This window comes from Bradyrhizobium sp. WSM471 (assembly GCF_000244915.1).
GTDB lineage: Bacteria > Pseudomonadota > Alphaproteobacteria > Rhizobiales > Xanthobacteraceae > Bradyrhizobium.
On record NZ_CM001442.1, the window covers coordinates 153,081 to 170,361 of the forward strand.

18 protein-coding genes and 1 tRNA gene are annotated in these 17,281 nt (G+C 63.0%); 11 read left to right on the forward strand and 8 right to left on the reverse strand.

What is annotated here, in order from left to right; all coding sequences use genetic code 11:
• Nucleotides 1–49: 49 nt before the first annotated feature.
• A complete protein-coding gene (gene cmk, locus BRA471DRAFT_RS00665) occupies nt 50–688 on the reverse strand; it encodes a (d)CMP kinase (RefSeq protein ID WP_007603946.1) in 639 nt (212 codons plus the stop codon).
• Nucleotides 685–2,082: a 3-phosphoshikimate 1-carboxyvinyltransferase gene (aroA, locus tag BRA471DRAFT_RS00670; RefSeq protein ID WP_007603947.1), complete on the reverse strand. Its 1,398-nt coding sequence runs from the start codon at nt 2,080–2,082 to the stop codon at nt 685–687. The genes cmk and aroA overlap by 4 nt, the downstream gene beginning before the upstream one ends.
• 112 nt (nt 2,083–2,194) lie before the next feature.
• Between aroA and BRA471DRAFT_RS00675 the strand changes: the two genes are divergently transcribed.
• The 3 genes from BRA471DRAFT_RS00675 (at nt 2,195) to BRA471DRAFT_RS00685 (ending at nt 3,125) form a co-directional block, all read left to right on the forward strand.
• Entirely contained in the window at nt 2,195–2,605 is a 411-nt protein-coding gene (locus BRA471DRAFT_RS00675; protein WP_007598417.1) for a TIGR02300 family protein, read from the forward strand.
• A gap of 66 nt (nt 2,606–2,671) precedes the next feature.
• Nucleotides 2,672–2,747 (forward strand) — tRNA-Ala (locus BRA471DRAFT_RS00680).
• 135 nt (nt 2,748–2,882) lie between these two features.
• Nucleotides 2,883–3,125 (forward strand): GIY-YIG nuclease family protein, encoded by a 243-nt coding sequence (locus BRA471DRAFT_RS00685; RefSeq protein ID WP_007603948.1) that lies wholly within the window; start codon nt 2,883–2,885, stop codon nt 3,123–3,125.
• 10 nt (nt 3,126–3,135) lie between these two features.
• Here BRA471DRAFT_RS00685 and BRA471DRAFT_RS00690 read toward each other — a convergent pair whose 3' ends face one another.
• Entirely contained in the window at nt 3,136–3,597 is a 462-nt protein-coding gene (locus BRA471DRAFT_RS00690; RefSeq protein WP_007603949.1) for a MarR family winged helix-turn-helix transcriptional regulator, read from the reverse strand.
• A 154-nt stretch (nt 3,598–3,751) separates the two neighbouring features.
• On the opposite strand from BRA471DRAFT_RS00690, the gene BRA471DRAFT_RS00695 reads away from it, so the two are divergent.
• The 8 genes from BRA471DRAFT_RS00695 (at nt 3,752) to BRA471DRAFT_RS00730 (ending at nt 11,220) form a co-directional block, all read left to right on the forward strand.
• A complete protein-coding gene (locus BRA471DRAFT_RS00695; RefSeq protein WP_007603950.1) occupies nt 3,752–4,177 on the forward strand; it encodes an organic hydroperoxide resistance protein in 426 nt (141 codons plus the stop codon).
• A 175-nt stretch (nt 4,178–4,352) separates the two neighbouring features.
• Nucleotides 4,353–5,570: a CaiB/BaiF CoA-transferase family protein gene (locus BRA471DRAFT_RS00700; RefSeq protein WP_007603951.1), complete on the forward strand. Its 1,218-nt coding sequence runs from the start codon at nt 4,353–4,355 to the stop codon at nt 5,568–5,570.
• 416 nt (nt 5,571–5,986) lie between these two features.
• Nucleotides 5,987–7,303, forward strand: a complete 1,317-nt coding sequence (gene ugpB / locus BRA471DRAFT_RS00705; RefSeq protein ID WP_007603952.1) for a sn-glycerol-3-phosphate ABC transporter substrate-binding protein UgpB — start codon at nt 5,987–5,989, stop codon at nt 7,301–7,303.
• A 47-nt stretch (nt 7,304–7,350) separates the two neighbouring features.
• Nucleotides 7,351–8,232 (forward strand): sn-glycerol-3-phosphate ABC transporter permease UgpA, encoded by an 882-nt coding sequence (gene ugpA / locus BRA471DRAFT_RS00710; protein ID WP_007603953.1) that lies wholly within the window; start codon nt 7,351–7,353, stop codon nt 8,230–8,232.
• Nucleotides 8,232–9,080: a sn-glycerol-3-phosphate ABC transporter permease UgpE gene (ugpE, locus tag BRA471DRAFT_RS00715; protein WP_007603954.1), complete on the forward strand. Its 849-nt coding sequence runs from the start codon at nt 8,232–8,234 to the stop codon at nt 9,078–9,080. Before ugpA ends, ugpE begins: the two co-directional genes overlap by 1 nt.
• Before the next feature lie 5 nt (nt 9,081–9,085).
• The gene (locus BRA471DRAFT_RS00720; protein WP_007603955.1) at nt 9,086–10,174 is read left to right on the forward strand and encodes a sn-glycerol-3-phosphate import ATP-binding protein UgpC; all 1,089 of its coding nucleotides are present in this window, start codon (nt 9,086–9,088) and stop codon (nt 10,172–10,174) included.
• A 296-nt stretch (nt 10,175–10,470) separates the two neighbouring features.
• Complete coding sequence (locus BRA471DRAFT_RS00725) at nt 10,471–10,896, forward strand: Hsp20 family protein (protein WP_007598583.1); 426 nt, start codon at nt 10,471–10,473, stop codon at nt 10,894–10,896.
• A 51-nt stretch (nt 10,897–10,947) separates the two neighbouring features.
• Entirely contained in the window at nt 10,948–11,220 is a 273-nt protein-coding gene (locus BRA471DRAFT_RS00730; protein ID WP_007598581.1) for a DUF1150 domain-containing protein, read from the forward strand.
• Between the two features lie 376 nt (nt 11,221–11,596).
• On the opposite strand, the gene BRA471DRAFT_RS00735 is transcribed toward BRA471DRAFT_RS00730, so the two are convergent.
• From BRA471DRAFT_RS00735 to rpoN, 5 genes are all read right to left on the reverse strand, one after another.
• Nucleotides 11,597–12,619, reverse strand: a complete 1,023-nt coding sequence (locus BRA471DRAFT_RS00735; protein WP_007603956.1) for a glycoside hydrolase family 5 protein — start codon at nt 12,617–12,619, stop codon at nt 11,597–11,599.
• Nucleotides 12,616–14,016, reverse strand: coding sequence for an O-antigen ligase (locus BRA471DRAFT_RS00740; protein ID WP_007603957.1), 1,401 nt, complete (start codon nt 14,014–14,016; stop codon nt 12,616–12,618). Before BRA471DRAFT_RS00740 ends, BRA471DRAFT_RS00735 begins: the two co-directional genes overlap by 4 nt.
• Nucleotides 14,017–14,192: 176 nt before the next feature.
• A complete protein-coding gene (ptsN, locus tag BRA471DRAFT_RS00745) occupies nt 14,193–14,654 on the reverse strand; it encodes a PTS IIA-like nitrogen regulatory protein PtsN (protein ID WP_007598573.1) in 462 nt (153 codons plus the stop codon).
• A 236-nt stretch (nt 14,655–14,890) separates the two neighbouring features.
• Nucleotides 14,891–15,508, reverse strand: a complete 618-nt coding sequence (gene hpf, locus BRA471DRAFT_RS00750) for a ribosome hibernation-promoting factor, HPF/YfiA family (RefSeq protein ID WP_007603959.1) — start codon at nt 15,506–15,508, stop codon at nt 14,891–14,893.
• 80 nt (nt 15,509–15,588) lie between these two features.
• Nucleotides 15,589–17,202: an RNA polymerase factor sigma-54 gene (gene rpoN, locus BRA471DRAFT_RS00755; RefSeq protein ID WP_007603960.1), complete on the reverse strand. Its 1,614-nt coding sequence runs from the start codon at nt 17,200–17,202 to the stop codon at nt 15,589–15,591.
• Between the last annotated feature and the right edge of the window lie 79 nt (nt 17,203–17,281).

Genomic DNA, 17,281 nt, shown 5'->3' on the forward strand with positions numbered 1-17,281 from the left:
TCGACCTCAAAGAGCGGGAGCGGGCGCTTCCTCCAATGACGGCAGCGGCTTAACCCCGCGACCGGCCCGCTCGGACAGCCTCGATAATGTCGATGGCGGCCCGGACGCCGCCTTCTATATCCAGTTGGGAGTTATCTAGCAAGTAAGCATCCGCGGCCGGTTTTAAAGGCGCAATCGCCCGGTTCTTGTCGCGTTCGTCGCGCTGGATGATGTCGGCGAGCACGGCGGCCTCGTCGGCCTCCTCGCCCCGTGCCTTGGCCTCCATGGTCCGGCGGCGGGCACGGACCTTGGGATCGGCGACGACGAATATCTTCACGTCGGCATGGGGGCAGATCACTGTTCCAATATCCCGCCCATCGAGCACGGCGCCGGGCGGATCGGCGGCGAATTGTCGCTGAAAGTTGATCAGGGCCTCGCGCACCCTTGGGATCGCCGAGACGATGGAGGCGCCCTCGCCGGCCTTCTGGGTCTTCAGGGCGGGATTGCCAAACTTTTCGGGATCGAGTTCCAGCGCCGCAGCGACCGCTGCCGCCTCGTCCCGGAGATCATGACCGGACTGCATCAGGGAATAGGCCACCGCGCGATAGATCACGCCGGTATCAAGATGACGGTAGCCGTAATGGTGGGCTAGGCGCTTGCCGAGGGTGCCCTTGCCCGACGCCGCGGGCCCGTCGATGGCGATGATCATGAAAACTCAGCCCCAAGCGAACGCATCATCGGGATGAAATCCGGAAAACTGGTGGCGATGAAGGCGGTGTCATCGACGGTCACCGGCTGGTCGGAAGCGCAGCCCATCACCAGCGCGGACATCGCGATGCGATGGTCCATGTGGGTGGCCACAACGCCGCCGCCGGGCACGTGGCCGCGGCCCTCGACGATCAAATCGTCGCCGGAGACCTCGACCTTCACGCCGTTGACGCGGAGCATGGCGGCAGTGGCTTCGAGACGGTCGGATTCCTTGACGCGCAGCTCCTGGAGGCCGCGCATGATGGTCGTACCCTCGGCGAAGGCGGCCGCCACCGCCAGCACCAGATATTCGTCGATCATCGACGGTGCGCGCTCCGGCGGCACCTCGACACCGCGCAGTTTCGAGGCGCGTACGCGCAGCTTCGCCATCGGCTCGCCGGCGTCGCCGCGAACTTCACTTTCCTCGATCGAGGCACCCATTTCGCGCAGCGTGGTGAAAAGACCCGTCCGCAGCGGATTGGTCATGACATCGGACAGGACGATTTCGGATCCTTCGACGATCAGCGCAGCAACGATGGGGAACGCCGCCGACGAGGGATCGGCGGGCACGACCACATTGGCACCATGCAGCTCAGGCTGCCCCACGAGCGTGATACGGCGGCCGTGCTGACCTTCCCGTACCGAGGTGATCTCGGCGCCGAAATGCTTGAGCATCAGCTCGGTGTGGTCGCGACTGGCCTCGGTCTCGATGACGGTCGTGGCGCCCGGCGCGGCCAAACCCGCGAGCAGCACGGCGGATTTGATCTGGGCCGAGGCGACCGGGGTCTTGTAGGTGATCGGCAGCGGATCGCGCGCACCCTGGACGGTCAGCGGCAGACGGCCGCCCTCGCCACCGGAGACCACCTTCGCACCCATCTTTTCGAGAGGGTCCAGGATCCGGCGCATGGGCCGGCTCCGCAGCGAGGCATCGCCGTCGAAAATCGCAGAGATCGGGCAGCCCGCGACGGCGCCCATGACGAGCCGGCAGCCGGTGCCGGAGTTGCCGAAATCCAGCGGCGCTTTGGGCTCCGCGAAGCCCGCGACCCCCACGCCGTTCACCTTCCAGGCGAAATCTCCGGTGCGCTCGACCCTGGCGCCGAGCGCCTGCATGGATTTGGCGGTGTTAAGAACGTCCTCGCCCTCGAGGAGGCCCGAAATCCGCGTCTCTCCGACCGCGAGCGCGCCGAGGATGAGGGCACGGTGGGAGATCGACTTGTCTCCGGGCACCCGTACTTTCCCGGTCAGGGGACCGCTGGCGCGCGATTGGAGCGGCGTCGGCTTGTCGGAATCGGTCAAGTTTGTGTCCTTGGATAGGCCCGAAACGTCCCTGTGGGACTCGCGGGGCAGGTACCACATGGTCTCCCCGCCGTCACGGGCATGTCGTTCTCCCGCAATGCGCTATTGACAGCGGGCCGCCAACTAGCCAAGTGAAGCACCGCTTTTCAGACATTTCCAGGATTCCTCTGCCGTGGCCAAGTCCGAACTCGGAACTAAACGTATTTGCCCGACCACGGGCAAAAAGTTCTATGACCTCAACAAGAATCCGGTGATCTCGCCTTATACCGGTGAAGTCGTGCCGATCGCGCCCATCGCGCCGGCTCGCGCGCCCCGTGGCGCCGAAGCCCGTCATGCAGCCGCTGCCGCCGACGCCACGCCGGAGCCGGCGGAGGTCGAGGAGGTCTCGCTCGAGGAGGCCGATGCCGAGGAGAACACCGGTAAGGTCAAGGCCGTCGTGCCCGAATCCGAGGACGACATCGAAGTCGATGAGACCATCGAGGACGATGACGACGACGATTCGACCTTTATCGCCGACGACGAAGAAGGCGATGAGGACGTGACCGACATCATTGGTGATGTCGGCGGTGACGAAGAGACTTGAGATAATTCCAGAACTGTGGTTCTGGGTCTTTCCCGACGCGTCGCCCAAGGCGCGTCGGACGGTTAAGGGGCCATAGCTCAGCTGGGAGAGCGCTTGCATGGCATGCAAGAGGTCGGCGGTTCGATCCCGCCTGGCTCCACCACGCTTCGCCCTTCGGGCTCCGCGTGGCGCAGCCGCGCACAGCCCGAAGGGCGAAGCGTGGTGTCCGGCGAAGCCCGAAGGGCGAAGACGGACTGGTGAGACTCCCACGCAGCGGCTGCCCAGGCGATAATCGTCAATGTGGTACGTCTACATCCTCCGCAGCATCGAATTTCCCGAGCAGGAATACGTTGGGGCTACGGAAGATCTGAAGCGCCGGATTCCAGAGCACAATGCTGGCAAATCCACCCACACCGCCAAGTTCAAGCCTTGGAAGCTGATCTGGTACTGCGCCTTCCCCGACAAGTACAAGGCGCTCGCTTTTGAAGCGTACCTGAAGTCCCACTCCGGCCGAGCCTTCACAAAGAAGCGGCTGTCCTAAGCACGCCCCCCTACTCCCCGATCACCGCATTCAGCCGATCGCGCAACGCCACAATCTCATCCTTCATCGCGACCAGTTCCGAGACCGAGCAGTCCGAGGCCGCCAGGATCGATTGCGGCACGGCGCGCGCCTTGTCCTTCAAGGCGTGGCCCTGCGGGGTCAATGCGATCAGCACCTGACGTTCGTCCTCGCTCGAGCGCGTGCGCCTGACGAGGTGGGCCGCCTCGAGCCGCTTGAGCAGCGGCGTCAGCGTGCCCGAATCCAGGAACAGCTTTTCGCCGATGTCCTTGACCGGCACGTCGTCGCGCTCCCACAGCACCAGCATCACCAGGTATTGCGGATAGGTCAGGCCGAGCCGGTCCAGCAGCGGCTTGTAGACGCGGTTGAAGGCATGCGCGGCCGAATAGATCGCGAAGCAGATCTGGTTGTCGAGGCGCAGCGGCGCGTCCGCTGCCGAATGTTTCCGGGGCATGGAGAATCTCACAGGACTTGCTTCCATTCTGGGGCCGGCCGTCGCCACATTCAATTGCGAACAATTAAATGTGAGGCGCCATAATTTCAATTGCGCGCAATCTAATTGCTTGCGATAAGGATCGCACCCCACCCGAAAACACAGGGAGACGAAAATGTCAGTGAACGTCCTCTACAAGACCAGCGCAAAGGCCACCGGCGGCCGCGACGGCCATGCTGCGACCCTCGATGGCGCGCTCGACGTCAAGCTCACCACGCCGAAGGAACTCGGCGGCGGAGGTGGCGCCGGCAACAATCCCGAGCAGCTGTTTGCGGCGGGCTATGCCGCCTGCTTCATCGGCGCGATGAAGTTCGTGTCCTCGCAGGGCGGCCCCAAGATTCCGGCCGACGCCTCCGTGACCTCGACCGTCGGCATTGGCCCGCGCGCGGCCGGCGGCTTCGGTCTCGACATCGACCTTGCCGTCTCGCTGCCGGGCCTCGCCCGCGCGGAAGCCGAGGCGCTGGTCGAGAAGGCGCACCAGGTGTGCCCGTATTCCAACGCGACGCGCGGCAATGTCGACGTTCGCCTGACGGTCGTCTGATCGGTTACGTGAAGCGGCTGGCCCGGGATCCCCCTCGGGCCGGCCGTTTCCCTTGATTTGCCATCCCGCGGGATGCGGCGAGAGGCCTGCATGACGCCCTACGCGGGAAGCCATTGCCGGCTCGGACGAACCTCGTTAGGCCTGTGATCAATGTCGACACAGGGGAAGCGAAGGCATGACTGAAGCCGCCGGTTCTGGAGCTGCCACGGGCGCAATGAGCGGCCTGCGCGTCATCGATCTCACGCGCGTGCTCGGCGGTCCCTATTGCACCCAGATTCTCGCTGACCACGGCGCCGACGTGATCAAGGTCGAGCCGCCCGCAGGCGACGAGGTGCGCGACTGGGGCCCTCCCTTCCACGAGGAGGACGCGGCCTATTTCATCGGCATCAACCGCAACAAGCGCTCGATCGGCCTCGACCTCGCCTCCGAGGGCGGCCGGACCGTGCTGCTCAAGATGCTGGAGAGCGCCGACGTCCTGATCGAGAACTTCAAGCCGGGCACGTTGGAGAAATGGGGCATCGGCAACGAGGTGTTGCGCGAGAAATTCCCGCGCCTCGTCCATTGCCGGATCTGCGGCTTCGGCGCCGACGGCCCGCGTGGCGGCAATCCCGGCTATGACGCCATCATCCAGGCCATGACCGGCATGATCGCGGCGACCGGCTCGCCCGAGAGCGGACCGATGCGGATCGGCGTGCCGCTGGTCGACATCGGCACCGGCCTCTATGCGGCGATCGGCATCCTGATGGCGCTGTCGGAGCGTCAGCGCTCGGGCCAGGGCCAGTTCCTGGAGACCACGCTGTACGAGACCGGTCTCGCCATCATGCATCCGCACACCGCGAATTATTTCATGCACGGCAAGCCGCCGGCGCTCACCGGCAACGAGCATCCCAACCTCGTGCCCTATGCGATCTTCCCGACCAAGACCGACAACATCTTCATCGGCGTCGGCAATGACGGCACCTTCCGCAAGCTCGCCAAGGAGATCGGCAAGCCCGAGCTCGGCACCGATCCGCGTTTTGCGCGCAACAAGGACCGCATCGCCAATCGCGAAGCGCTGCGGGCCGAGCTCGCCACCGTGTTCAGCCAGCACGAGGCCGAGCCGCTGTGCAATCGCCTGCTTGCCGCCGGCCTGCCCGCAGGCCCCGTGCAGAAGATCGACCAGGCGTTGACCAACCCGCACACGATCGCCCGCGGCGATATTATCGAGAAGGACTGGTACAAGGGCGTGGCGTCGCCGATCCGGCTCGACCGCAGCAAGCCGAGCCTGCGTCGCCTGCCGCCGAAATTCAGCGAGCACGCGGCCGAGGTGCTCGGCGAATTCGGCTACACCAGGTCCGAGATTGACGCGATGGTGGAGCAGGGCACGGTCTGCGGACCCCAGCGCAAGCGCTGAGATAAGACGAAGATCGAGCCTCACCGTAGGTGCGCTCCCTCGCCCGCTTGCGGGAGAGGGTTGGGGAGAGGGTGTCTCCGCAACGGGACAATCCCCAAGCGGAGAGAGCCCTCACCCGCGCCTTCGGCGCGACCTCTCCCGCAAGCGGGAGCGGTTTTCGAGCCCGCAGCGGCATCGGCGATCTTCCACTGCCATTCCGCGATGACGTCCAATGCCGCACTGCGGCGCGGACGCTCCGTGCAGCGCGAACGGAGGGCGCTGCGCGCGCGGCATTCGCCTATTTGACGGCTTCCCTTTTGCCGCGCTTGCCGCTTTCGTTTCGGCCGCTTACACAGTCATGTGAACGTCATATGGCGCTGCTAGCGCAAGCGATCATTTTTGACGGCCCAAGAGAACGGCCAAGGGAGGTTTACTTGATGGCTCTTAGACACTTTGGAGCGGCTGCCGCTGTTGCACTCACGGTTGGCCTATCGGCCTCACCGGTCTTGGCCGCGACCGAAATCCAGTGGTGGCACGCGATGACCGGCGCCAACAACGACGTCATCGTCAAGCTCGCCACCGACTTCAACGCGTCGCAGAGCGACTACAAGGTGATCCCGACCTACAAGGGCAACTATCCCGATACGATGAACGCCGGCATCGCGGCGTTCCGCGCCGGCAACGCCCCGCACATCATGCAGGTGTTCGAAGTCGGCACCGCGACCATGATGGCCGCGACCGGCGCCGTGAAGCCCGTCTACAAGCTGATGGCCGACGCCGGCGAGAAGTTCGATCCCAAGATCTACCTGCCCGCCATCACCGGCTACTATTCGACGTCGAAGGGCGAGATGCTCTCATTCCCCTTCAACTCGTCCTCGACCGTGATGTGGGTCAACCTCGACGAGCTCAAGAAGGCGAACGTCGAGATTCCGAAGACCTGGCCCGAAACGTTCGAGGCCGCCAAGAAGCTGAAGGCTGCCGGTCATGACACCTGCGGCTTCTCCGGCTCCTGGGTCACCTGGGTCAATCTCGAGCAGCTCTCCGCCTGGCACAACGTTCCGCTCGCCAGCAAGGCCAACGGCCTCGACGGATTCGACACCGTGCTCGAATTCAACGGACCGCTTCAGGTCAAGCATCTCGAAACCCTGGTCGAGCTGCAGAAGACCAAGACCTATGACTATGCAGGCCGCACCAACACCGGCGAGGGTCGCTTCACCTCCGGCGAATGCCCGATCTACCTGACCTCGTCGGCGTTCTTCGGCAACGTCAAGGCGCAGGCCAAGTTCAACTTCACCGCCGTGCCGATGCCCTATTATCCCGACGTCAAGGGCGCACCGCAGAACTCGATCATCGGCGGCGCTTCGCTCTGGGTCATGGGCGGCAAATCGGCCGAGGAATACAAGGGCGTCGCGAAATTCCTGACCTTCCTCTCGGACACCGATCGTCAGGTCTATATCCACAAGGCCTCGGGCTATCTGCCGATCACCAAGGCTGCTTATGAGAAGGCCAAGGCCGAGGGCTTCTACAAGGATCAGCCCTATCTCGAGACCCCGCTGCTGGAGCTGACCAACAAGGAGCCGACCGAGAATTCGCGCGGTCTGCGCCTCGGCAACATGGTTCAGTTGCGTGACGTCTGGTCGGAAGAGATCGAGCAGGCGCTGGCCGGCAAGAAGACCGCCAAGCAGGCGCTGGATTCCGCCGTCGAGCGCGGCAACACGATGCTGCGGCAGTTCGAAAAGACCGCCGTCAAGTGAGGCAATGAGCGGCAGGCCGCGACCCGGCCTGCCGCCCTGCTGGCATCATGCAAAAGCAAGCCATTTTCCAGTCAAGGCTGTTACCGTACGCGCTGGTTGCGCCGCAGCTCGCGATCGTCCTGATTTTCTTCTATTGGCCGGCCCTGCAGGCGGTGATCCAGTCCTTCCTGCTCCAGGACGCCTTCGGTCTGTCGACCACCTTTGTCTGGTTCGAGAATTACATCGAGCTGTTCAAGGACGCGGCCTATTTCGAGGCGATCGTCCGGACCTTCTTGTTCTCGTTCGCCATCGCCGTCTCGTCGCTATCCTTCGCGCTGCTGCTCGCCGTGATGGCGGACAAGCCGCTGCGTGGCTCGATGCTCTACCGCACGCTCCTGATCTGGCCCTATGCGGTGGCGCCACCCGTGGTCGGCGTGCTCTGGATCTTCATGCTGCATCCCTCGCTCGGGGTGCTCTCGCGCTATCTGCGCAACATGGGCATCGACTGGAATCCGCTGCTCGACGGCGACCAGGCCGCGGCGCTGATCATCCTCGCCGCCGCGTGGAAGCAGATCTCCTATAATTTCCTGTTCTTCCTCGCCGGCCTGCAGGCGATCCCGAAGAGCGTGTTCGAGGCCGCCGCAATCGACGGTGCCCGTCCGATGCGGCGGTTCTGGACCGTGACCTTCCCGCTGCTGTCGCCGACCATCTTCTTCCTGCTGGTGGTCAACATCGTCTATGCCTTCTTCGACACGTTCGGCATCATCGACACCATGACCCGCGGCGGTCCCGGAACGTCGACGGTCACGCTGGTCTACAAGGTCTATTCCGACGGCCTGCTCGGCGGCAATCTCGGCAGCTCGGCGGCGCAGTCGGTGATCCTGATGGTCATGGTGATCGTGCTCACCGGAATCCAGTTCCGGTTCGTCGAACGCAAGGTGACCTACTGATGGTCGAGGAAGAGGGCTTCCGGCGCTACGTCGCCCACATCATCCTCTGGATCGGGATCGCGGTCGTCGCCTTCCCGGTCTACATCGCGTTCGTCGCCTCGACCCAGGACAACGCGCTGATCGCCAACGGGCAGATGTCGCTGCTGCCGGGCGGTCATTTCTTCGAGGTCTACTACCAGACCATTTTCGTCGGCACGAGCGGCTCGACCCGCGAGCCTGTCGGCAACATGATGCTGAACTCGCTGGTGATGGCCCTGCTGATCGCGGTCGGCAAGATCGCGATCTCGATCATCTCGGCCTATGCGATCGTCTATTTCCGCTTTCCGTTCCGGATGCCGATCTTCTGGATCATCTTCATCACGCTGATGCTGCCGGTCGAGGTGCGCATCTATCCGACCTACAAGATCGTCGCCGATCTGCACATGCTGGACAGCTATGCGGGGCTGTCGCTGCCACTGATCGCCTCGGCCACCGCGACGCTGCTGTTCCGCCAGTTCTTCATGACGGTGCCGGACGAGCTGCTGGAGGCCTCGCGCATCGACGGCGCCGGACCCTTGCGCTTCTTCTGGGATACGCTGCTGCCGCTGTCGCGCACCAACATGGCGGCGCTGTTCGTGATCCTCTTCATCCTCGGCTGGAATCAATATCTCTGGCCGCTGCTGATCACCACCCGCGACGACATGCAGACTATCCAGGTCGGCATCCGCAAGATGATCACCACCACCGACGCGCTGACCGAATGGCCGATCGTGATGGCCACCGCCGTGCTGGCGATGCTGCCGCCGGTGTTCGTCGTCGTCGTGATGCAGAAATTGTTCGTGCGCGGACTCGTGGAGACGGAAAAGTAGATCCCATGGCTAACGTCACCCTGCGCAACGTCCGCAAGACCTATCCCGGCGGCTTCGAGGCCATCAAGGGCGTCAACGTCGATGTCGGCGATGGCCAGTTCTGCGTGCTGGTCGGTCCCTCCGGCTGCGGCAAGTCGACATTGCTGCGCATGGTCGCGGGCCTCGAGACCGTCACCGGCGGCGAGATCGACATCGGCGGCCGCATCGTCAACCAGATCGAGCCCGCCGACCGCGACATCGCGATGGTGTTCCAGAATTACGCGCTCTATCCGCATATGAGCGTCTTCAACAACATGGCCTACGGCCTGCGCAACCGCGGCATGAAGGAGGCGGAGGTCAAGACCCGCGTCGACGAAGCCGCGCGCGTGCTCGAGCTCACATCGATGCTGGAGCGCAAACCGCGCCAGCTCTCGGGCGGCCAGCGCCAGCGCGTCGCCATGGGCCGCGCCATCGTGCGCCAGCCCAAAGTGTTTCTGTTCGACGAGCCGCTGTCCAACCTCGACGCCAAACTCCGCATCGCGATGCGGGTCGAGATCCGCAAATTGCAGCGCCGGCTCAACACCACGTCGATCTACGTCACCCACGACCAGTTGGAGGCGATGACGCTCGCCGACATTCTCGTGGTGATGAATGGCGGCCAGGTCGAGCAGGTCGGCAATCCGCTCGCGATCTACGAGAAGCCGGCGACGACCTTCGTCGCCTCCTTCATCGGCGCGCCGCCGATGAATCTGATGTCGACGCGGCCCGAGGAGATCCGATCGCAGCTCGCCGGCGGCGGCGCGGCTGATGCCGGAATCCTCGGCATCCGTCCGGAGGATTTCGTCATCACCGACCAGACGCCCGCCGACGGCGTCGTATTGCCGCTCACCGTGGAAGCGATCGAGCGCGTCGGCGCCGAAACCTTCGTCTATGGCACGCGGGCTCAGGACGAACAGCGCATCGCCGCCAATCCCGGCGAGCTGCCGCCCGGCGAGGTCATCGTCCGCATCCCCGGCTCAGAGGCGCCGCCGATCGGCGAGAAGATCCGTGTCGCAGCGGTACGCCAAAAGCTGCATCTGTTCAGCGGCGACGGCCGGACGCGGATCGAGGCCTGACCGGGTTCCGCGAGGCCGTCGATTAAAAAACGCGAAAACAACCCCATGCACAGTAGAAGGGGGTTTGTTTTCGTTGAGAAAAATCGCGCCGCAAATTCGTCGTGCCGGGCTTGCCGCAGGCGTTTCGCGCCATGACGACAAGTCAGCTTTCGTGCATGGCAGAGTGGGTGAGCTGCCAATCCACAGCCCCCGGCTACGTCCTTGAACCTACACGCGGATATGCCCATATTGCTGATCAAGGGGTGCCTGTACGGGCCCTGATGCACCAAAGTCGCTTCGAGAGGACTTTGTAAACTATGTCTCGTGTTCCCACGCTTTCCAGTCCGTTTCTTCTGGGCTTCGACGAGATCGAGCGCGTGCTCGATCGGGTCGTCAAAGGTGCTGACGGTTACCCTCCCTACAATATCGAGAGGTGCGACCGGTCGGAGGGCCAGCCCGAGCGGTTGCGAATCACGCTGGCGGTCGCCGGATTCACCCGCGACCAACTCGATGTAACCATTGAGGAAAACCAGCTCGTCATTCGCGGACGGCAGCAGGACGACAAGACCCGGCAATATATCCATCGCGGCATCGCCGCGCGCCACTTCCAGCGCACTTTCGTGCTGGCGGAGGGGATGCTGGTGCTGGGTGCGGATCTGAAGAACGGATTGCTGGCGATCGATCTTGCCCGGCCGGAACCGGAGAGGATCGTTAAGACAATCGCTATCAATGAGCACGAATAATGGAACGAGTAGCGGACTCGACCGCTTAGTTTCTGTGAAGGAGTCGAGACCATGAGTGAAGGTCACGTTGCGTTCGAATACGAAGCCAAGAACGTCTCGCCAGAGACGCTGGCAACCCTCGGCGAAGGCCATATCGCCTATGTGAAGCAGATCCGCTCCGAGGATGTGCCGGGCCTGTTTCCCGAAGCGCCGAAGATCGCGCCGGGCCTCAAGCTCTTCGCGCTCCACGCCGCCGACGGTACGCCGATCATGCTGACCGACAGCCGCGAAGCCGCGATCGCCAACGCCTGGAGCAACGAGCTGCAAGCGGTGAGCGTGCACTGAGCACGCGCACGTCGCATTAATAGAATTTTGGCGGGCATGCCTTCGCAGGAAGGCGTGCCCGTTTGCTTTGGGCGATACACGCCTATCCTCGCTGGAATGTGGCGCGCGAAATACTTCGTCGACGAGCGTTGGCATCATTTTTAGTAACGCGGGAGTCGCTCGCCAATGAGGGCGCTATGAGTCAAATCGACTCATTCGCGCATCAATACTGCCGCGCAACAGCTGCGCGATAGCGTGGTGAGAACAGATTGAGACGACGGCAGTGCCGAGTTCATCGCGGGGTCGAATCGATCGAGAGGCGTGCCTCTTTCATTGCGAGGAGCACTTGCGACGCAATGACGCTGTGTGCGGCGATAGCTCGCGTCCCGGATGCACCTCAACGCCCGGCCGGAAGCAGTGCCCGCAGGATGTCCGGCTTCCAGGCTTGACGCGCGCTGTCGAAGGCCGCGAAATCATGATCGAACTGCCAATAGGCCCACGCCCAGCCAAGCCGCTCTGCGCTCCGCGCCACGAATGACAGATATCTCGTCCGTGCTTCGGCTGGAGCGGCCTCGTACACGCCAAACTCGCCGAGATAGATCGGGCGCTTTTCTCTTTGGGACCAGGACCGAATCTTCTCGAAATCGGCGCGGGCCTTCTGTTCATCCTCCGGGGTACCCCAGTCGAGCGGGCCGATTCGCGAGAATGTGGGCGACCACGGTGCGCCCTGATGGGTGAAACGGATCGGAGCGTAATAGTGAAACGTGACGATCAGATTCCGGTCATCCGACGGGAGGACCAGGTCCTCGACCGGCATCTCGTCGACGTTGAGAACCGAAGCGATGACCGTCCGCCGGGGATTGGTGGCGCGGATGATGCCGAGGCACTCGTTCAAAAGGCCGTTCCAGCCGGTGGACGTCATCTGCCCGCCCGGCTCATTGAGGACCTCGAAGACAAGCGCTGGATATTTCCCGGCATAGCGCGCGGCGATTTGGGTCCAGAACGATTTCAGCTTATCTGTGCACTCGGAGATGTCGCGCTGACAAACATGGGTATCGTGCTCGTCCAGGATCGGGATGAGATTTCGGGCGAGCACTTGCTCGATGACGCCATCGAGCCGCCTCAAGACGACTTCATCCATTATCTTCTCCGGGTTCATGAATTTAAAGCCGAAGAAATTGATCCGAACGTGCGAGAACCCGGCGCGTCTGATCGCAGTGAGGTTGTCCAGACGAAATGGCGCGTTTCGCCCTCCCTCCCAGACGCCGTCGTAGCCGAGGATGTTGATGCCGCGCCCCAATTTTGGAGGGGGGAGCGTGTTGGCCTGCCCGGCTGCCTCGGTCCGGAAGCAGATCGGAAGCACGGATAGTGCCAAGACAAGACGAAAAGCTACCGTCCAGCGGACGCGGATGGCATTCATCCTGTTTGCCCCGTCATTGCTGCAGGCCCCTGCTGCGGCACCGGCCTGCACACTGCGAAGAAGAATGCGACGAGCAGCACCGACGTGAACATTGTCGAGCGAAGAAACATCGTCTCCGTGAAATTCGATTGAAAGCTCAGGACGACGAAGCCGATGATCAGCGCGCAGTGATAACGATCGATCGACCGGGTGGCGATCAAATAGAGCACCTTTTCCGAGAACAGATAAACGCTCGTGACGAACAGCAAATATCCCAGAAATCCAGTTTCAATCGCGACCGCGATATAACCGCTATGGTAATTGTCGAGCACCCAGCCATGATTCTGGTTGAAATAGTCGTAGATCGCGGGGCGCGTCCAGAATCCGTTGATGCCGAAGCCCAGCAACGGCGCATCGTTGAAATGGCTGATGGCGTACTGCCAAATGAAGGTCCGCTCGGTCAAATCGACGGTCGCCTCGCCGAGATGGATGGAATCGTACCCCGTCACGTAAAAATACAGCATCAGCAGAGCGGCCAGGATGCACATGATGAGTGGCAACACCGCATAGGTTTTCATGCAGCGGATCGACCACATGGAAGTCACGAGCAGGCCGCCCGCCGCAAATGCGACAGCGCCGGCACCACGCGACTCCGAGGCGATGACGCAGGTCGATGCCAGAATAAACGACACGAGGAATGCGATCCATCCCTGCCCCGTGATCTTCTGATAACAGGCAAAGAACATCAGATATGCGCTGATAAAGCCGAGCGTCTGCTTCGATTCGTAGATTCCTTGCCACTGGCCGTTGTGCATCCAGCTCTGGTCGACGCCGATCTCGGGCACGAAGACCGCGCACAACGCCGAGGCGGCGACCAGAATGAACAACCCGAGCGCCGTGGATCCGACGATCTCGTCGATGTCGATACGCGTGATGAGGCAATACGCACCGAAAGTCGTCACCACAAGTGCAGCGCTCTTCATGATCGCTGCGATGGAAAGCGTGGTCCAGAGAACGGAAATGGCCGCGAGAGCATAAAATGTGACCAACGCGATGAGATCTGGATTGGGCTGGATCCGGACGCACGGCCGTACGAAGATACTGGCATAGATCGAGACGATCCACATCAGCAGCGCGACCGCCTGCTGCACATAGCTCCACTCTGAAGGTAGTAGTGCGGGATGAAGAACACCCATTGATGCGATCACGTTGACGGTGATCGAGCTGCGGATCACGTTTCTGGCCAGCCGTTCCACGCCCGCGCTTGGCGCTTTCCAGATCGCGCTTTCATATGCATCGGAGTCCGCCGCGGTGTGCAGGGCGGCGCCGAGCTGACCACCCTGAAGCACGGTCGCTGGCCGCTCTTCCGCCGCGGCACCGATGTGCAGCGGCGCCCTTCCATTCCCAGTCACGTGCATTCAGTCCACAACTGCGAACGGCCCTTGTTAGGGCCGCCCCATATGCCCCACGTCTCAAACGGGAAGATATTCGCGTCTTCTACCTTTGAGATCAAGATGAGCATGACGAGATTGCTGCGTGCCGCGCAATCCAGGTGCCAGAATCGATCGGGCCTTATCCTGCAAGAAGGAGGGAGTTACGCCGCGGTCGCCGGCGGCAGTGCCAGCACCGAATAGATCGCCTGCGCATCGCGCGAGGCGCGGAGCTTCTTGGCGATGTCCTGGTCGCGGAGCAGTCGGGCGATGCGGGCCAGCGCCTTGAGGTGATCGGCGCCGGCGCCTTCTGGGGCGAGCAGCAGGAAGACGAGATCGACCGGCTGGCCGTCCATCGATTCGAAATCGATCGGACGATCGAGACGGGCGAACAGGCCGAAGATCTTTTCAAGCTTGGGCAGCTTGCCGTGGGGAATGGCGACGCCGTAGCCGACCGCGGTGGTACCGAGCTTCTCGCGCTGCAGGAGCACCTCGAACACGGAACGTTCGTTCTGCCCGGTCAGCTCGGCGGCCCTGGCCGCGAGTTCCTGAAGCGCCTGCTTCTTGCTGTTGACCTTCAATGCCGGGAGAATCGCCTCGGGCGCGACCAGATCGGTAATCGGCATGGAAGTCTTCCGAGGTGAATGAAAACGTCAGGTTCCGAATTGGCCAGCCTGGACAAAGAACCTGGGCGGGCCGACGTCGAGAAGTTGAAGCAGGAGGCGGACTTAGCTCGCCCCTGATGTGGGGGGCTTCTACTCCAACGCAATCCCGGTGCCAACTCCCGCGTGCAGCTTTGCCCCGGTCATTGTTAAGGCGGAAAGGGGCCCGGGGCGGGGTTCCAGGGTGTCGCCCAATGGCCTCAGGCCTTGCCCTCCACCTTGCCATCCGCCTTGACCCCCGGGGGGTCGATCCACCCGACATTGCCGTCCGCCCGGCGGTATATGATGTTCACCCGGCCGGAGGAGCCGTGCTGAAACACCAGGCAAGGCGCCCCGCTGAGGTCGAGTTCCATGACCGCTTCGCTGACGGACAGCGGCTTCAGCGAGGTGGTGGCCTCGGCGATGATGACGGGGCTGTAGCCGGTGATCTCGTCCTCGTCCTCACCCTCGCCCGGGGCCTCCAGCACGTAGCTGGTGGCATCCATGGCGGCCAGCGCCGCGGAGGCGACATGGGCCTTGCGGGCGGAGCGGTCCTTGAGCCGGCTCTTGTAGCGCTTGAGCCGCTTCTCGATCATCAGCAGCGCCTGGTCGGCACTGGCATAAGCGTCCGGTGCGTTCGAATCGGCCTCGAGCGTAATTCCCGAATCAAGATGCAGCGCACAGTCGGTGCGGAAGCCGAAGCCGTCCTTGCTCAGCGTGATGTGACCGGAGTAATTGCCGTCGAAATATTTGCGCAGGACCTCTTCAGTCCGGTCGGTGACGCGGCCGCGCAGGGCCTCGCCGACGTTGACGCTCTTTCCCGAGATGCGGAGAGTCATGTGAACCTCGCTTGGTTCGTGCCTGGCCAGGATCGGGCCCGATAGCAGATCGAGAGTAGCGCGATTTGGCGCCGGCGCAATCAGGCCGGTTCGGGATTGCGGGAGCGATCGGCCATGGCGGTGGAGAGGACGTTACCAAGAGCGCTCTGCTTGTCGCGACGGCGTTGCACCGAGGAAGGAATGCGCATGGCTTCGCGGTACTTCGCGACCGTGCGGCGGGCGATATCAATGCCCGAGCCGCGCAAGCGTTCCACGATCGTGTCGTCGGACAGGATCGCGGACGGCGCCTCCGCATCGATCAGCTGCTTGATGTGGTGGCGCACGGCTTCGGCCGAATGCGCCTCGCCGCCATCGGCCGATGCGATCGAGGCCGTGAAGAAATATTTCAGCTCGAACGTGCCGCGATTGGTCGCCATGTATTTGTTGGCGGTGACGCGCGACACCGTGGATTCATGCATCTGGATGGCGTCGGCGACGGCCTTCAGATTCAGCGGTCGCAGATGCGCCACGCCATGGGTGAAGAAGCCGTCCTGCTGGCGCACGATCTCGGTTGCGACTTTCAGGATGGTGCGGGCGCGCTGGTCGAGCGCGCGCACCAGCCAGGTCGCGTTCTGAAGCGCGTCGGTGAAATAGGATTTGTCGCCGTCCTTGCCGATCTTCTTCGAGAGCTGCGAATAGTAGGTCTGGTTGACCAGCACGCGCGGCAAGGTGTCGCTGTTGAGCTCGACATGCCAACCGCCATCGGGACCGGGGCGGACATAGACATCGGGCACCATGGTCTGGAGCCGGGCCGAGCCGAACTTCATGCCGGGCTTGGGATTGAGCCGGCGGATCTCGCCGATCATGTCGGCGATGTCCTCGTCGTCGACGCCGCAGACCTTGCGCAAGGCCGCGACGTCGCGTTTGGCGAGGAGATCGAGATGCTCGACCAGGGCCTGCATCGCGGGATCGTAGCGGTCGAGCTCGCGGAGCTGGATCGCCAGGCATTCGCTCAGATTGCGTGCGCAGACGCCGGGCGGATCGAATTTCTGCAGCACGGCAAGAACGTTCTCGACATCCTGTTGCGATGCGCCCAGCCGTTCAGCGGCCTGGCCGAGATCCGGTGGCAAATAGCCGGCCTCGTCGACGAGGTCGATCAAATACTGGCCGATCATGCGCTGCGCGGCCCCGGTGAAGGCAACCGAGAGCTGCTCGGCGAGATGGTCGCCGAGCGTGGTTTCCGCGGCAACAAAGGCTTCGAGATTGTAGTCCTCGTCACCGGAGGCGCCGCCGCCCCATTCGGTATAGGTGGTCGGCGCCGCATCCTGGGCGTTGCGCGCGGCCGCCTCGGCCGGTTCCTCGGAGAAGACGTTGTCCAGGCCGGTGTCCAGGGTCTGCTCGATCTCGGCGCGGGTGCCGAGATCCTTGCTCATCCACTCTTCCTGGCCGGGCTCGAAGGCTTCGCCCGGGCCGCCGCCCGGCTCGTCGTTGTGGCCGCCGTCGCTGTCGTTGAACTGGCCCGTTTCGGCCGGGCCCTCGCCCGCGGGCGGCTCGTCATTGGCCCGTTCCAGCAGGGGGTTACGCTCGAGTTCCTCTTCGACGAAGGTCGTGAGATCGAGATTGGACAATTGCAGCAGCTTGATCGCCTGCATCAACTGCGGCGTCATGACCAGCGACTGCGATTGCCGGAACTCTAATCTCTGCGAAAGCGCCATGAAGCAAGAACCGATCCCAAAAGTTGGTCCGATTTTTGCTTATCCTAGTCCAAGCCCGATGTACACGTCTTGACGAAAT

Bases quoted from the DNA above. Each gene is read 5' to 3' on its own strand.
- ugpE (WP_007603954.1), top strand. From the start codon at position 8,232: ATGGTCGAGGAAGAGGGCTTCCGGCGCTACGTCGCCCACATCATCCTC.
- BRA471DRAFT_RS00700 (WP_007603951.1), top strand. From the start codon at position 4,353: ATGACTGAAGCCGCCGGTTCTGGAGCTGCCACGGGCGCAATGAGCGGC.
- hpf (WP_007603959.1), bottom strand. From the start codon at position 15,508: ATGACTCTCCGCATCTCGGGAAAGAGCGTCAACGTCGGCGAGGCCCTG.
- ptsN (WP_007598573.1), bottom strand. From the start codon at position 14,654: ATGCCGATTACCGATCTGGTCGCGCCCGAGGCGATTCTCCCGGCATTG.
- BRA471DRAFT_RS00735 (WP_007603956.1), bottom strand. From the start codon at position 12,619: ATGAATGCCATCCGCGTCCGCTGGACGGTAGCTTTTCGTCTTGTCTTG.
- ugpB (WP_007603952.1), top strand. From the start codon at position 5,987: ATGGCTCTTAGACACTTTGGAGCGGCTGCCGCTGTTGCACTCACGGTT.
- BRA471DRAFT_RS00695 (WP_007603950.1), top strand. From the start codon at position 3,752: ATGTCAGTGAACGTCCTCTACAAGACCAGCGCAAAGGCCACCGGCGGC.
- aroA (WP_007603947.1), bottom strand. From the start codon at position 2,082: ATGTGGTACCTGCCCCGCGAGTCCCACAGGGACGTTTCGGGCCTATCC.
- BRA471DRAFT_RS00725 (WP_007598583.1), top strand. From the start codon at position 10,471: ATGTCTCGTGTTCCCACGCTTTCCAGTCCGTTTCTTCTGGGCTTCGAC.
- BRA471DRAFT_RS00740 (WP_007603957.1), bottom strand. From the start codon at position 14,016: ATGCACGTGACTGGGAATGGAAGGGCGCCGCTGCACATCGGTGCCGCG.
- BRA471DRAFT_RS00720 (WP_007603955.1), top strand. From the start codon at position 9,086: ATGGCTAACGTCACCCTGCGCAACGTCCGCAAGACCTATCCCGGCGGC.
- BRA471DRAFT_RS00685 (WP_007603948.1), top strand. From the start codon at position 2,883: ATGTGGTACGTCTACATCCTCCGCAGCATCGAATTTCCCGAGCAGGAA.
- cmk (WP_007603946.1), bottom strand. From the start codon at position 688: ATGATCATCGCCATCGACGGGCCCGCGGCGTCGGGCAAGGGCACCCTC.
- BRA471DRAFT_RS00730 (WP_007598581.1), top strand. From the start codon at position 10,948: ATGAGTGAAGGTCACGTTGCGTTCGAATACGAAGCCAAGAACGTCTCG.
- rpoN (WP_007603960.1), bottom strand. From the start codon at position 17,202: ATGGCGCTTTCGCAGAGATTAGAGTTCCGGCAATCGCAGTCGCTGGTC.
- ugpA (WP_007603953.1), top strand. From the start codon at position 7,351: ATGCAAAAGCAAGCCATTTTCCAGTCAAGGCTGTTACCGTACGCGCTG.
- BRA471DRAFT_RS00690 (WP_007603949.1), bottom strand. From the start codon at position 3,597: ATGCCCCGGAAACATTCGGCAGCGGACGCGCCGCTGCGCCTCGACAAC.